This window comes from Dyella sp. RRB7 (genome assembly GCF_022761115.1).
Lineage (GTDB): Bacteria > Pseudomonadota > Gammaproteobacteria > Xanthomonadales > Rhodanobacteraceae > Dyella.
The window spans coordinates 1,101,134-1,115,387 of record NZ_JAKWJS010000001.1 but is presented as its reverse complement, the minus strand read 5'-3'; the positions used below and the strand labels follow the sequence as shown (position 1 = coordinate 1,115,387).

Sequence of the window (14,254 nt, the reverse complement as noted above, 5' to 3'; positions counted from 1 at the left end):
TGCGGAGTTACCCATGCGCAAGACCCTGCTGTTGCTCGTTCCCGTTGCGCTGCTTGGCGCCTGCACCTACGGCATCACGCTCGACGATGCCGCGAAGAACGTGCGCACGGCGTGGAGTGGCGATGTGTCGTCATGCCATGAACTGGGCAAGGTCACCGTATCGGTGATGGACCATGTCGGCCCGGTCAATCGCAACGACATCACCGTGCGCGACGAACTGGAAGTGATGGCCCGCAACGAGGCCGCCAAGATGCATGCCGACACCATCAAGCCGCTGGGCGATCCCACCGACGGCTCGCAGCCCTGGGGGGCCTACCAGTGCGGTACCGCGCAACTGGCGCCGGCCGGCGGCCCCGCTGCCAGCCCGGCCCGGCCGTCGTCGGCGCCGGGCGCGGTGGAAACCTTCCCGGTCAAGGGCGGCTGAGCCGCCCGGCACGCTCCCGAAAAAGGCGCCCTCGTGGCGCCTTTTTCACATCGACAGGCTGACGCTCTTGCAGGGACGCCGCGCGAAGCATAAAATTCACATGTATATATTACATATATGTACTATTTAGGCCGTGCGCCATGAGTAGCTTCCTCCCCACCGAACAGCGGCTGGCGATCACCTGCCAGCGTCATCCTGCGTTCCCGCGGGATCCGGCGGTATTGGTGCGGCTGGTCAAGCACATCCACAAGCGCGTCAACGATGACGCCAACGCCATGTTGCGGCCCTACGGCATCAATCATCCGGAATACAACCTGCTGATGATGCTGTACGGCACCGAGGGCTATACGCTGCATCCCACCGAGCTGGCCGATGCCACGGGCGAGAAATCGGCCAACATCACGCGGCTCACCAACGAGCTGTGCGACAAGGGGCTGATCGCGCGTGACGCCAGCGACGAGGATCGCCGCAAGGTGACGCTCACGCTGACCGACAAGGGCGTGGCGATGATCGAGAGCTTCCTGCCGGACGTGTGCGCGCTGCTGGAGCGCCAGGTCGGCGACCTGCAGCCGCGGGAGATGGCCCAGCTCGAACGCCTGCTGAAGAAGTTCCTCGTGCAGCTGGAGCGGGAATAGGCGCATGTCCGCGGCTTCTTCCGACCTGCCGGCAAAGCGTCCATGGCCCTGGCTCGCCGAGTTTTTCAACGGCGAACGTCAGGCCTGGATCTTCGTCTTCAAGTGTCTGCTGGCGTTCTACATCACCGCCTGGCTGGCCATGCTGTTCCAGCTGGAACAACCGTCGACGGCGATGATCACGGTGTCGATCGTGATGCATCCGCACAGCGGCATGGTGCTGGCCAAGAGTTTCTATCGCGCCATCGGCACCTGCGCCGGCAGCCTGTGCGGCCTGCTGCTGATGGCGGCGTTCCCGCAGCAGCGCGAGCTGTTCCTGCTCAGCCTGTCGCTGTGGGTAGGGCTGTGCGCGGGTGGCGCGGTGCTGTACCGCAACTTCATGTCCTATGGCTTTGTGCTGGCGGGCTATACGGCGGCCATCGTGGCGCTGCCGGCGATCAACAATCCCTACACGGTGTTCGATTCGGCGGTGATGCGCGTCAGCGAGGTGATGCTGGGCATCATCGTGGCCGGCCTGGTCAGCGACGTGGTGCTGCCGGAGCGCCTGCGCGACGTGCTACGCCGCAGCGTGCGCGAGCACTATGGCCACTTCATCGAGTTCGCGCGCGGCAGCCTGGGGGGCGCGATTCCGCGCGGACAGATGGAGCAGGCCCATCTGCACTTCGTGCGCGCCGCTGTGCAACTGGAAGACCTGCGTTCCTCGGTGATCTTCGAGGACTCGGAGGCGCGTGCACGCAGCAGTCGGATGCAGCTGCTCAACCTGCGCTACATGGCTGCGGCCACCAGCTTCCAGTCGTTGCATCACCTGATCAACCGCTTGCAGCGCAATAATCACCCGCGCACCGCCGCCGCGTTGATCAAGCTCTATGCGCCGGTGGGCGAAGCCTTGTCGCCACCGCACTCCGAGCATCCGGTGCCACGCTTGCTGGCAAGACGGCTGGAAGCCTGCGAACCGAGGTTGCCGGTACTGGCGGCCGAATTGCGCGAAGAGCTGCGGCAGGATCCCGAGCTGTTGCTCGAATTCGACAGCGGCGCCATGTTGCTGCGCCGCTTCGTCAGCGAGCTGCGCGACTTCACCGCACTGGAAGCGACGTTGCGGGAAACCCAGGGCGTGCCCGGCGGCAATCTCGAGCGCGTCGACTTCAAGCGCGCCAACGACTATGCCGCGCCGGCCATCGCGGTGATCCGCACCTTCCTCACCATGATCACCCTGAGCGTGTTCTGGTTGTGGTCGGCGTGGCCATTCGGTCCCAACGCCATGTTGTTGGCCACCATCTTCAGCGGCCTGCTGGCCACCTCGCCCACGCCGCTGGCGGCCACCGCCAATACCTGGATCGGCTACGCGCTGGGCATGGTCGCCGCGTATGTCGTGGTGTTCTGGCTGATGCCGGGCAGCGATGGCTTCATGATGCTGTTCCTGGTCACCGCGCCGTTGCTGGCGATCGGGCCTTACCTCACCACGCGCAACGCCACGTTGCCGGGCATCGGTGCGGGGTACACGCTGGGTTTCGTGTATATCCTCGCCCTGAAGAATCCGATGGTGTACAGCCCGGAGCACTTCCTCAACGACGCCATCGCCTCGTTGTTCGGCCTGATGATGAGCGGTGCGGCGTTCATGGTGATTCCCACCGTGCTCGGCACGCAGTGGCTGCGCCGGCGCCAGTTGCAGCAATTGCGCCGGCAGGTGGCATTTGCGGCGACGGCACCGCTGGCGGGGCTGGTCTACCAGTTCGAGAGCGCCAACCGCGACCTGTTCCACCAGGTGGTGCAGTTCACCCAGCCCGGCAGTGAAGAGTCGCGTAGCCTGCTGTCCTGGGGCCTGGCCGTGCACGACTGCGGTCGCGCGGTGATCGAGCTGCGCCAGGACATGCAGCACGCGGATCTGCCGCCTGTCGCGCTGGAAGCCATGCAGCAGGCCGTGCAGGCGCTGGCGCAGTTGTACGACGAGCCCAGTTCCGCGCGCTGGCGACAGGCCGACGCGGCGGTGGATCACGCCATCACCCTGACCACGCAGATGCTGCCGCAGGCGCGCGCCAGCTGCCAGCCGGCGCTGGCTCATCTGCTGCAGCTACGCACCGCGCTGCGCGATGACGAATCCGCTCTCGCTCCCTATATCGTCAAGGCTCCGGAGACGTCCCATGCCTCGTGAAATCGCCCTGGCCGACGCGCTGGTGCCCGGTATCCTGCTGGTCTACCTCGGCTGCCTGCTGGTGCTGTGGGTGATCGACACCATCGTCGGTCGCTATGGCCTGTACCGCTATGTCTGGCATCCCTCTTTGTTCCGCGTCGCCGTGTTCTTCTGCCTGTTCGGCGCCGCCGGTCTGCTGTTGTATCCCTGAGCCTTGATATGAAGATTTCGCCCCAGTCCCTGCTCCGCTTCGCCATCACCGCCTTCGTCGTCATCCTGGCGCTGCTGCTCGGCCGCGCCCTGTGGGATCACTACATGTATTCGCCATGGACGCGCGATGGCCGCGTGCGTGCGGAGGTGGTGCGCATCGCGCCGGATGTCTCGGGCCTGGTCACCCGCGTTGCGGTAGTCGACAACCAGGAGGTGAAGAAGGGCGACGTGTTGTTCGAGGTCGATCCCGAGCGCTTCCATATCGCCCTGCAACAGGCCGAGGCCAACCTCGCCGCCGCCAAGGCCAGCGCCCGTGCCGCCGGCGCCAATATCGACGCCGTGCTGGCCAGCGCCGCCGCGCGCAAGGCCGAGTACGACATGCGCCAGGAACAGGCCAAGCGCCGCCAGGAGCTGGCGGACGTGGTGCCGAAGGAAGAGCGCACCGATGCCAAGTCCGTCGCCGATACGGCGATGGCCGCGTGGCAGCAGGCGCAGGCGAGTGGTCACCAGGCCAATGCCGCACGCGAGCAGGCCGAGGCGGCCGTGGTGCAGGCGCAGGTGGTGGTGGATCGCGCCCGGCTCGACCTGGAACGCACCGAAGTGCGCGCGCCGGTCGACGGCTATGTCACCAACCTCGATGTCCGCGTGGGCGACTACGCCGCCACCGGCAGCCCGCGTCTGGCGCTGATCGATCGCCATAGCTACTACATCTACGGCTACTTCGAGGAAACCAAGCTGCCGCAGGTGCGCGTGGGCGACCCGGTGGACATCCGCCTGATGAGCGGCGGCATCCATCTGAAGGGACATATCATCGGCATCGCGCGCGGCATCACCGATCGCGACAACCCCACCGGCAGGGATCTGCTGGCCGACGTGAACCCGACCTTCAACTGGGTGCGTCTGGCGCAGCGCGTGCCGGTGCGTGTCGCCATCGACGAGGCCAGCGTGCCCAAGGATGTGGTGCTGGCTGCGGGCATGACCGCGAGCATCGACGTGCAGCCACGCCGCGTGCTCGACAAAGACAAGCAAGGCGCGCAGCCCTGAGCCGATCGCAGGCTGTTCCCGCGGTAGCCGAGGGGCAGCCTGCGATGTTTTCTGCGCGCCCACATTCGGCTTTCCCCGCCATGCTTGATTACCATGGCGCCCATGAGTCGACCTTTGCCTTCACCGCGCCGTCTTGCCCGCCGTCTGCTGTCGCTGGGCCGCCAGCGTGCGCTGGACCTGTCCGCCTACCCCCGCCTTGCGGTGCCCGCCGCCGCGATCAGCACGCTCGATGGTCCCGCGGCCTTTCGCCAAACCCTGCTGGCGATGATCGGCCAGGCGCGCCGGCGCATCGTGCTGGTGGCGCTTTACCTGCAGGACGATGAGGCCGGTCGCGAAGTGCTCGACGCTCTCTACGCTGCCCACGCGGCGAGACCCGGGCTGGGCATCGAGGTGTATGTCGACTGGCATCGCGCGCGGCGCGGCCTGATCGGCAAGGGCAGCAGCGAAGGCAACGCCGCGATGTACCGCGAGTATGCGCAGCGCCATGGCGATGGCGTGGTGATCCGTGGCGTGCCGGTGCAGAACCGCGAGTTGTTCGGCGTGCTGCACCTGAAGGGCTTCATCATCGACGACAGCGTGCTCTACAGCGGCGCCAGCCTCAACGATGTCTATCTGGCGCGGCACGGGCGCTACCGGCTGGACCGCTATCACCTCATCCGCCACCGGGCGCTGGCCGACAGCATGGCCGGCTACGTTCACGCGCAGTTTCGCGACAGTGACGCGGCGCCGCGCTTCGATCGCCTGCCGTTGCCGCGATCGCGCGAGCTGCAGGAGCCGATCCGGCGCTTGCGCCAGTCGCTGCAGCGGGCGCAGTACGCCGGTGCGCAGGAGGCGCCAGGCGACGGCGAGGTCGCGGTGACTCCGCTGGCAGGCTTTGGCCGCAGCGACAATGCGCTCAACGAGGTGCTGCTGGGGCTGTTGCGCGGCGCGCGGCAGCGGGTGATCGTGCTGACGCCCTACTTCAACCTGCCGCGACCGGTGCGTGTCGTGATCGGCCAGCTGCTACGCCGGGGCTGTCGCCTGGACATCATGGTGGGCGACAAGGTGGCCAACGATTTCTACATACCGCCAGGACAGCCGTTCAACCGCATCGGCCTGCTGCCCTATTTGTACGAGAGCAACCTGCGTCGCTTCGCACGTTCGCACCAGTCGGCCATCGACAGTGGCCAGTTGAACCTGTGGTTGTGGCGCGACGGCGACAACAGCTATCACCTCAAGGGCCTGTTCGTGGACGAGGATGTCGCCGTGCTCACCGGCAATAATCTCAATCCGCGAGCGTGGGCGCTGGACCTGGAAAATGGCCTGGTCTTGCGTGATCCTGCCGGGCTGCTGGTGGCGCAACACGAGGCCGAGTGGCAGACGCTGCGCAAGCACGCCACGCGGCTGGGGCATTACCGCGAGCTGCAGGGTACGCGCAGCTATCCGCCGGAAGTGCGGCGGTTGTTCAAGCGGCTGCGGCGCGTGCGGCTCGATCGCCTGATCGGCCGCCTGCTCTGACTGTATGGGTCAACCGGCGAGTCGTTGCAGCCGGAGCGCCAGCCAACGCGATATATCCGGCCATTCGCTGTCGATCACGCTGAAGCACACGGTGTGGCGCAGGCTGCCGTCGGGGCGACGCTTGTGGTTGCGCAGCACGCCTTCGCGCTGGGCGCCGAGGCGCTCGATGGCGCGTTGCGAGTCGAGGTTGCGATGGTCGGTATGCAGCTCCACCGCCACGCAGCCCAGCGTTTCGAAGGCGTGCTTGAATAGCAGGCGCTTGCAGGCCGTGTTGACGTGACTCTTCTGCCAGCGCTTCGCATACCAGGTGTAGCCGATGGCGACGCGCGGCGGCTCCGATACGAAATCGTAGAAGCGGGTGGTGCCGATGATCTCGCCGGTGCGTTTTTCGCGCACCGCGAACGGCAACATCTGGCCCGCGGCCTGGCCGTCGAGCGCCTTGGCGATATAGGCCGCCGTTTCTCCCGGCGCCGGCGCGCTGGTGAACCACAGTTTCCACAGCTCGCCGTCGGCGGCGGCGCTTTCCAGCGCCGGGGCATGCCCGGGCGACAGCGGTTCGAGCGCGACGTAGTCGTCTTCCAGGCGAAACGGGGCGAGCGAGGGCATGCAGGGCTCCGGCGAACGAGCTGGCGCCTTCAAGGGCAAACGCCCGAGGGCGGCGCAAACCGCGATTTAAGCAGGCCATCGGCGTGGGAACAACGCTTAAGGGGGCGCGCGGCTGATGCTGTTGAAAGGCTCAACTTTCAGAGATGTCTGATAGGGGCGCGCTCGATGCCTTTCTAATCTTCAGCCCGTGACGCGGTGATTGATGGATCGGGCTGATGCCACTGCCAGGACGGCATTCGACCCTAGGGGGCTCAGTCAACCGCGCCACACTTCCTCGCCGGGACAGCAGGTTCCGCCGTCCCGCGCTCTTGGGTTCAGGCATCCAGGTCGGGGATCAGCTTGCTTTCGAGGCGGGCGATATGGTCCTTCAGCAGCAGCTTGCGTTTCTTCAGCCGGGTGAGCTGCAGCTCGTCGCGGCTCATGGACGCGGCCAGGTGCTCGATGGCGACATCGAGATCACGATGCTCGACCCGCAATTCGGCCAGCAGATGGGCGATCTCGGCTTGATCCTGAACCTGCATGAGGGCAATGGGCGGTAGCAAATTGGCCTTCAGTGTACCGCCGCCGGACCTCCGGCGGTCAGGCCGCTACAATGGGGGGCCGACCTGCCCGATCCCGCCCATGTCCGCCCAGCCCGACATCCCCCGCAAGCAGCACTACGAGGCCGCCAAGCTGGCCAAGCGCCTGCGTCACCAGGTGGGCCAGGCGATTGCCGATTTCAACATGATCGAGGACGGCGACAAGGTGATGGTATGCCTGTCCGGCGGCAAGGATTCCTACACGCTGCTGGACATCCTGCTGTCGCTGCAGGCCAAGGCGCCGGTGCGCTTCGAGCTGGTCGCGGTGAACCTGGACCAGAAGCAGCCGGGCTTCCCGGAGCACGTGCTGCCCGAATACCTCACGGCGCGCGGCGTGCCGTTCCACATCATCGAGCAGGACACCTACAGCACCGTCACCCGGGTGATCCCCGAGGGCAAGACCATGTGCAGCCTGTGCTCGCGCCTGCGGCGCGGCGCGCTGTACCAGTGGGCCGCGACCAACGGGGTGACCAAGATCGCACTGGGCCACCACCGCGACGATATCCTCGGCACCTTCTTCCTCAACCTGTTCTACCAAGCGCAGCTCAAGGCCATGCCGCCCAAGCTGCGTTCGGACGACGGTCGCCACGTGGTGATCCGCCCGCTGGCGTACTGCAAGGAAAGCGATATCGCCGAGTATGCTGGGCAGCGGCAGTTCCCCATCATCCCGTGCAATCTGTGCGGCTCGCAGGAAAACCTGCAGCGCAAGGCGGTTCGGCGCATGATGGAGGACTGGGAAAAGCAGTACCCCGGGCGCAGCGAGACTATTTTCCGCGCGCTGGGCAGCGTGCAGCCCTCCCAGCTCACCGATCGCAACCTGTTTGACTTCGCCGCGCTGGGCGCGCGCGAAGGTGTGGCCCGCGCCGATGCGCACCAGTGGCTTGCCGGCAACGCCGGCGAGTCGTGAATCCCCCTAACCCACCAGTCGAGTAACGCCGTGTCTCTCTTTGCATCCGTTGAAATGACCCCGGGCGATCCGATCCTGGGACTCACCGAGGCCTATCTGGCCGATACCCGCCCGGGCAAGGTCAACCTGGGCGTGGGCATCTATTACGACGAGCAGGGCCGCATCCCGCTGCTGCGCGCCGTGCGCGAGGTGGAGCAGGCGCTGGCGCTGGAGGCCAAGCCGCGCGGCTACCTGCCCATCGACGGCCTGCCGACCTACAACATCGCCACCCAGAAACTGGTGTTCGGTGAGGATTCGCCGCTGCTGGCCGCTGGCCGCGTGGCTACCTCGCAGACCATCGGCGGCAGCGGCGCGCTGCGCATCGGCGCCGACCTGCTGAAGAAGGTGCTGCCCAACGCCAAGGTCGCCATCAGCAACCCCAGCTGGGAAAACCACCGCGTGGTGTTCACCGCGGCGGGCTTCGAGGTGGTGGACTACGCCTATTACGACGCCGCCACCCACGGCCTGGATTTCGCCGGCATGCTGGCCGACCTCGGCAAGCTGGAACCGGGCACCGTGGTGCTGCTGCATGCGTGCTGCCACAACCCCACCGGCGTGGACCTCAACGCCGGGCAGTGGCAGCAGGTGGTGGAGCTGGTGAAGGAGCGCAAGCTGATGCCCTTCATCGACATGGCCTACCAGGGCTTCGACGAAGGCATCGATGCCGACGCCCTCGCCGTGCGCCTGTTTGCCGCGTCGGGCCTCGAATCGTTCGTGGTGGCCAACTCGTACTCCAAGTCGTTCTCGCTGTACGGCGAGCGCGTGGGTGCGTTGTCCGTGGTGGGCAAGGATCGCGAGGAAGCGCTGCGCGTGCAGTCGCTGGTCAAGCGCACCATCCGCTCCAACTACTCCAGCCCCGCCACGCACGGCGGCGCGCTGGTGTCGGGCGTGCTCAACAGCGCCGAGCTGAAGGCCATCTGGGAACAGGAATTGGGCGAGATGCGCGAGCGCATCCACGCGATGCGCGCCGGCATGGTCGAGAAGCTGGCCGCGGCGGGTGCGCCGCAGTACGCCTTCATCCAGGAGCAGGCCGGCATGTTCTCCTACTCGGGCCTGAGCAAGGCCCAGGTGGACCGCCTGCGCGAGGAGTACGCCATCTACGCCATCGGCACCGGCCGCATCTGCGTGGCGGCGTTGAACCGCGCCAACCTGGACACCGTGGTGAACGCGGTCGCCGCCGTTAGCCGCTGAGCCGCCTGACCCTCACCGTCATCCCCGCGCAAGCGGGGATCCAGTGCCTTCGGGCGCCAAAAAAGTCGCTGGATCCTGGCTTTCGCCGGGATGACGGCCAAGAAACGAATCCGGATACCGAATGTTTTTCCGCAATCTCACGCTGTTCCGCTTTTCCCCCGCCGTTGCCGAAGACCTGAACCGCCTGGACGAGGCGCTGGCCGAGCATCGCCTGCGCCCCTGCGGCCCGATGGAAATGGGCACCAAGGGTTTCGTGCCGCCGGTGGGCCGGGGCGAGGAAGCGCCGCTCACCCACGTGGTCAACGCCTGCACCATGGTCACCGTGGGCGGTGAGGACAAGCTGCTGCCCGGCGTCGTGGTGAACGACGAACTTCACCGCCGTGTGCAGAAGATCGCCGAAGAAGAAGGCCGCAAGGTCGGCGGTCGCGAGCGCAAGCGCCTCAAGGAGGACGTGCTCAACGAACTGTTGCCGCGCGCCTTCATCCGCAGCTCGCGGCTGAAGGCCTATGTGGACAAGAAGCACGGCTGGCTGGTGCTGGATACCTCCAGTCGCAAGTCCGCCGAGAACGCGCTCACCCAGATGCGCGAGGCCCTGGGCAGCTTCCCCGCGGTGCCGCTGGCGCCGGAGGAAGGTCCCCGCGTGCTGATGACCGACTGGCTGTCCACCGGCAACCTGCCGGCCGGCCTGACCCTGGGCGACGAGGTGGAGCTGCGCGACCCGGCCAGCGCCACCGGCGCCATCGCCAAGTGCCGCCGCCAGGACCTGGACAGCGAGGAGGTGAAGGAGCACCTGCGCAACGGCAAGCAGGTGTTCCAGCTGGGTCTCATTTTCGATGAGCGCATGAGCTTCGTGCTGGGCGAGGACCTGATCGTGCGCAAGCTGAAGTTCCTCGACGTGGTCCTGGACGAGCTGGGCGACAGCCACCCGGACGCCGCCGCCGAGGCCGATGCCAGCTTCGCCCTGTTGACCCTGGAGCTGGAGCGCCTGCTGGGCAAGCTGGAGGAGTGGTTCGGGCTGCCGCGCCCGGCCGAGGGCTGAGGCCTTGACCCCTCCCCAATCCCTCCCCTGCGAGCAGGGGAGGGGCGACAGGCCCCCCGGTCACAGGCTCGTCTTGCGAAGCCTGCATGCTCCCCCCACATAGGCTGAGGGACACTTTCCGGCCTGGACGCCACGCAGTAGCAGGGCGGGGACATGACGCAGCACCTTGAAGGCGATTGGCTGGAACTGGCCACGACAAGCGGCAGCACGATCCGCGTGCTGAAATCCGCGCACCCGCGTGCGCGCCGCCTGCGCCTTACCGTGACGCCCAAGGGTGCGCGGGTGTCCTATCCGCATGGCACGCATCCAGCGCAGGTCAGCGCGTTCCTGCGTCATCACGCCGACTGGCTGGAGCGCAAGCTCGACGAATTGCATCTCATCGTCAAACCGTTGCCGGCGCTGCGCGTGGGCACGCCCACCGAATTTCCCCTGCGTGGCGAAACCGTGCGGCTGGATTGGGCAGAAGGTCCGTATCCGCGCGTGGAGGCGGGCGAGGGCACGTTGACCCTGGTCATTCCCCGTCCGCATACGCGGGCGTTGCCGGTGGCGCGTGGCCTGCTGGCCTCGTTCTTCGAAGCGCAGATGCGCCGCGACGTGTCGCGCTGGCTGGCCGGCTATGTGCCGATGCTGGGGTTGGCGCCCACCGCCTTGCGCGTACGCCCGATGAAGAGCCTGTGGGGCAGCCTCGATACGCGTGATCGCATCAATCTCGACCTCGCGCTGGCGCTCGCGCCGCCAGCGGCGTTGCGCTATGTGCTGGCGCACGAGCTATGTCATCTGAAGGTGCGCAGTCACGCGCCGCGCTTCTGGGCGCAGGTGGAAGGCCTGTTTCCCGACTGGCGCGAGCAGCGCGACTGGCTGCGCCTCAATGGCGCGTGGTTGAAGACCGAGCTGGATCGCCTGATCGCCGACGTGGCGGACTAAAACGTCGGCATCAATGCGATAGCGAGAATGCGGTCAGGATGCGCGCGGTTTCTTCCGGCTTTTCCATGATCGGCATGTGATTGCAGCCGGTCAGCATGCTGGTGCTGATGGCGCTGGCGTTCTTCAGCCCGTTGCGCAGGCTGTCCAGCGCCGAGATGTCGATGATCTTGTCGTCATGGCACCACAGGCCCAGTACCGGCATGGCCAGTTGGTCGAGCCGGTTCTGCACGGACAGGTATTGCGACGGCTCGCGCAGCTCGTTGAAGGTGCGTTCGATAAAGGGACGGTCGACCTGGTTGCGCTTGATCAGCACATCCTGGAAGCGGCCCGGCAACGACAGCGGCTTGGCGAAGGCCCAGGCGGTGGCCTTGGCGAATTGCTCACGGTTGTCGTACTCGAACGGATTGTTGCCGGCCATCACCAGGCGTGAGAAGTCGTTCTCGTTGGCCTTGAGGCCGAACGCATCGAGCAGGGCCAGCTCGGCGACGTGTTCCGGATGCTCGGCCGCGTAGACGCCGGCGATCGCGCCGCCCATCGAGTGGCCGATCAACACGAAGCGCGGCAGGTGCAGCGCTTCGACGAAGCCCTGCAGGCGCGCCACCTGGGTGTCGATGTTGTAGCTGGCGCCGTCCACGCGGGTGGACTCGCCCCAGCCCGGCAGGTCGGGCGCGATGATGTGGAAGTGCGGGGTCAGCAATTCGGCCTGCTTGAGCCACACGTTCTTGTCGGCGGCGAAGCCATGCAGCAGTACCAGCGTGGGGCCTTCGCCACCTTCGTAGTACACCCAGTTGGTGTCGCCGACCTGCACCGAATGCTTGTCCAGGTGGGCGGACATCGCCTCGCGCTTGATCTCGGCCTGCATCAGCCACTGCGGCGCGAATGCATACGAGCCGCCCAGCACCACGGCCAGCAACACCGCCACGAACGCGAGGAACTTGAGTCGGCGCAAGGCCAGTCGCTGCCACAGCGGACGCGTGGAAACGGGGGCCTTGGTCGAAGGGGAGGTGGGCTTCATGGGTGACTCTGCACGTAAAGGGACGCGACCATCGATGGCGGCGCGCTCCTCCCTTTGCAAGGAGGAGCGCGGGCGACTTACTTGCTGTTCTTGTTCGCCTTGGCGAATACGGCTTGCACCGCTTCCTGCGTCATCGGGTGATAACCGGCCTTGGCCTTGGCGTACACCTGCTCGGCATAGGCCAGGCCTTCGGGCGTCTTGGCGAAGGCCTTGTACAGCGGCATGGTCAGGTACAGGCGGCCGATGCGGGTCATGTGCTCCGCCGCGGCGGGCCATACGTCCTTGTCGCCGGCGGCGATGGCGTGGCTGTACCAGCGCATGCCGATCTCGGCGTTGGGCGTGCCGGTGAGGTGCCAGGCGGCATCGATCTGCTTGACCTTGTCCAGCGGGGTCACGTCCGGCAGGCCATCGAGGAAGTACATCCACTCCTGCGTGTTCCAGCCCTTCGCATCGAGCTTGTCGGCGGCCAGCGAGCCGCCGAGGAACGCGGCACGCTGCTTGTCGATCGCGTCGAAGCGCGGCGAGTCGGGCAGCGGCGCATCCTTCGGGATGCCCGGCTGGTACACCCAGGCCTGCACTTCGTCCCAGCTCATCTTGCCCGGGTACTTGTCGATCAGATTGGCCTTGAGATAGTCCAGCATCTGCTCGGTATGGATGCTCTGGAAAGCGAAGTGCGCGAAATAGCCCTTCAGGTAGGTGTCGAAGGTGTCGCGGCCGAAGCGCTGTTCCAGCGTGCGCAGGAACCACGAGCCCTTGTCGTAGGGCACTTCGGAAATCGAATCGTCCGCGCCAATGCCGGGCTTCGGCGCCAGGCGCTGGGCGTTCTCCGGCATGTCCTTGATGGTCTTCTGCAGCCCTCGTGCGGAGATCAGCGCTTCCTCGTCGGCCAGCGTCTTGCCGTAGACCGCCTCGGTGATGCGGCCTTGCACGTAGGTGGTGAAGCCTTCGTTGAGCCAGATGTCGCGCCATGCGGCACTGGTCACCAGGTTGCCCGACCACGAATGGGCCAGCTCGTGCGAAATCACCGAGACCAGGCTCTTGTCGCCCACCAGCAGGGTCGGCGTGGCGAAGGTCATGTTGGGGTTTTCCATGCCGCCGAACGGGAATGACGGCGGCAGCACCAGCAGGTCGTAACGGCCCCATGCGTAGGGGCCGTAGAGCTTCTCGGCGGTCTCGATCAGCTTCTCGGTGTCCTCGAATTCCTTGGCTGCCTTGCCGACCACGCTGGGCTCGGCATAGACGGCCGAACGCGGGCCGGTTTCCTTCGCCGCGATATCGCCCGCGCCGATGGCCAGCAGGTAGGAGGGAATCGGATGCGGCTGGTTGAAGCTGTAATCGCCATTGAGCGGATGCTTGGCGTCGTTGATCGCGCTCATCACCACGCGCACGTCCTTGGGAGCGGTGACGTGGGCGGTGTAGGTGAAGCGAACCGCCGGCGAATCCTGCAGCGGCACCCACGAGCGCGCGTGGATGGATTCGGACTGCGAGAACATGAAGGGCAGTTTCTTGTCCGCCGTCTGTTCCGGGTCAAGCCACTGCAGGCCCGAGGCGGCGGGCACGGTGGTGTAGACGATGCGCACCTGCGCCGGATGCTGCGGCGTGGCGATGGTGAGCTTGCTGCCCAGTTCCTTGTCGCGCGGCGCCAGTACGTACTTCAGCGCGCTGGCCTTGCCGGCCGCGTCGATGCCTTCGATGCTGGCGATCTTCAGGTCGCGCGTGTCGAGCACCAGCGACGGCGCCTTGGCGTCCTTCCAGTCCAGCTGCAGCGTGGCCTGGCCATCGAGCTGCTTGTGCGGGAAGTCGATCTTCAGGTCCAGGTCCAGGTGGGTGACGCGCACCTGGTCGGGCTGGGCGTAGGAATGCGGGTCGGCGGCGAAGGCACTCAGCGGCAGCACCAGGGCGCCGAAGGCGAGGACGTGGAACGGGCGCATCGGGGAAACTCCACAGACAGAAGCGCCGAGTATGCCATCGACGGCCCAGCCGCCGCCGCTACCGAAGGTCATCCCTCAGGGCATGACCT

The 14,254-nt window shown here is 66.3% G+C and carries 14 protein-coding genes; 10 read left to right on the top strand and 4 right to left on the bottom strand.

The features are described from left to right. The first annotated feature begins 13 nt into the window (after nucleotides 1-13). From MJ606_RS04975 to pssA, 6 genes are all read left to right on the top strand, one after another. Complete coding sequence (locus MJ606_RS04975; RefSeq protein ID WP_243048287.1) at nucleotides 14-424, top strand: DUF4156 domain-containing protein; 411 nt, start codon at nucleotides 14-16, stop codon at nucleotides 422-424. Nucleotides 425-564: 140 nt separating this feature from the next. Next, a complete protein-coding gene (locus MJ606_RS04970; RefSeq protein WP_243048286.1) occupies nucleotides 565-1,059 on the top strand; it encodes a MarR family transcriptional regulator in 495 nt (164 codons plus the stop codon). Nucleotides 1,060-1,063: 4 nt separating this feature from the next. Continuing rightward, on the top strand, nucleotides 1,064-3,205 hold the full coding sequence (locus tag MJ606_RS04965; RefSeq protein ID WP_243048285.1) for an FUSC family protein: 2,142 nt from the start codon (nucleotides 1,064-1,066) through the stop codon (nucleotides 3,203-3,205). Next, nucleotides 3,195-3,395: a DUF1656 domain-containing protein gene (locus MJ606_RS04960; RefSeq protein WP_243048284.1), complete on the top strand. Its 201-nt coding sequence runs from the start codon at nucleotides 3,195-3,197 to the stop codon at nucleotides 3,393-3,395. The genes MJ606_RS04965 and MJ606_RS04960 overlap by 11 nt, the downstream gene beginning before the upstream one ends. Nucleotides 3,396-3,403: 8 nt before the next feature. After that, nucleotides 3,404-4,438: an HlyD family secretion protein gene (locus tag MJ606_RS04955; RefSeq protein WP_243048283.1), complete on the top strand. Its 1,035-nt coding sequence runs from the start codon at nucleotides 3,404-3,406 to the stop codon at nucleotides 4,436-4,438. A gap of 102 nt (nucleotides 4,439-4,540) precedes the next feature. Beyond that, nucleotides 4,541-5,935 (top strand): CDP-diacylglycerol--serine O-phosphatidyltransferase, encoded by a 1,395-nt coding sequence (gene pssA, locus MJ606_RS04950; protein ID WP_243048282.1) that lies wholly within the window; start codon nucleotides 4,541-4,543, stop codon nucleotides 5,933-5,935. A 9-nt stretch (nucleotides 5,936-5,944) separates the two neighbouring features. Here pssA and MJ606_RS04945 read toward each other — a convergent pair whose 3' ends face one another. Further along, on the bottom strand, nucleotides 5,945-6,541 hold the full coding sequence (locus MJ606_RS04945) for a GNAT family N-acetyltransferase (protein ID WP_243048281.1): 597 nt from the start codon (nucleotides 6,539-6,541) through the stop codon (nucleotides 5,945-5,947). Between the two features lie 314 nt (nucleotides 6,542-6,855). Beyond that, on the bottom strand, nucleotides 6,856-7,062 hold the full coding sequence (locus MJ606_RS04940) for a DUF465 domain-containing protein (RefSeq protein ID WP_243048280.1): 207 nt from the start codon (nucleotides 7,060-7,062) through the stop codon (nucleotides 6,856-6,858). Nucleotides 7,063-7,162: 100 nt separating this feature from the next. On the opposite strand from MJ606_RS04940, the gene ttcA reads away from it, so the two are divergent. The 4 genes from ttcA to MJ606_RS04920 all read left to right on the top strand — a co-directional run bounded on the left by ttcA (nucleotide 7,163) and on the right by MJ606_RS04920 (nucleotide 11,219). Continuing rightward, nucleotides 7,163-8,026: a tRNA 2-thiocytidine(32) synthetase TtcA gene (gene ttcA / locus MJ606_RS04935; RefSeq protein ID WP_243048279.1), complete on the top strand. Its 864-nt coding sequence runs from the start codon at nucleotides 7,163-7,165 to the stop codon at nucleotides 8,024-8,026. Nucleotides 8,027-8,056: 30 nt separating this feature from the next. After that, the gene (locus MJ606_RS04930; RefSeq protein WP_343214793.1) at nucleotides 8,057-9,256 is read left to right on the top strand and encodes an amino acid aminotransferase; all 1,200 of its coding nucleotides are present in this window, start codon (nucleotides 8,057-8,059) and stop codon (nucleotides 9,254-9,256) included. A gap of 121 nt (nucleotides 9,257-9,377) precedes the next feature. Continuing rightward, complete coding sequence (locus tag MJ606_RS04925; RefSeq protein ID WP_243048278.1) at nucleotides 9,378-10,295, top strand: recombination-associated protein RdgC; 918 nt, start codon at nucleotides 9,378-9,380, stop codon at nucleotides 10,293-10,295. A 153-nt stretch (nucleotides 10,296-10,448) separates the two neighbouring features. After that, nucleotides 10,449-11,219 carry a YgjP-like metallopeptidase domain-containing protein gene (locus MJ606_RS04920; protein WP_243048277.1) on the top strand — a complete coding sequence of 257 codons (771 nt, stop codon included), beginning with the start codon at nucleotides 10,449-10,451 and terminating at the stop codon, nucleotides 11,217-11,219. Nucleotides 11,220-11,229: 10 nt separating this feature from the next. On the opposite strand, the gene MJ606_RS04915 is transcribed toward MJ606_RS04920, so the two are convergent. Both MJ606_RS04915 and MJ606_RS04910 read right to left on the bottom strand, forming a co-directional pair. Then, nucleotides 11,230-12,234, bottom strand: coding sequence for an alpha/beta fold hydrolase (locus MJ606_RS04915; protein WP_243048276.1), 1,005 nt, complete (start codon nucleotides 12,232-12,234; stop codon nucleotides 11,230-11,232). Between the two features lie 77 nt (nucleotides 12,235-12,311). Next, entirely contained in the window at nucleotides 12,312-14,165 is a 1,854-nt protein-coding gene (locus MJ606_RS04910; protein ID WP_243048275.1) for a M1 family metallopeptidase, read from the bottom strand. Between the last annotated feature and the right edge of the window lie 89 nt (nucleotides 14,166-14,254).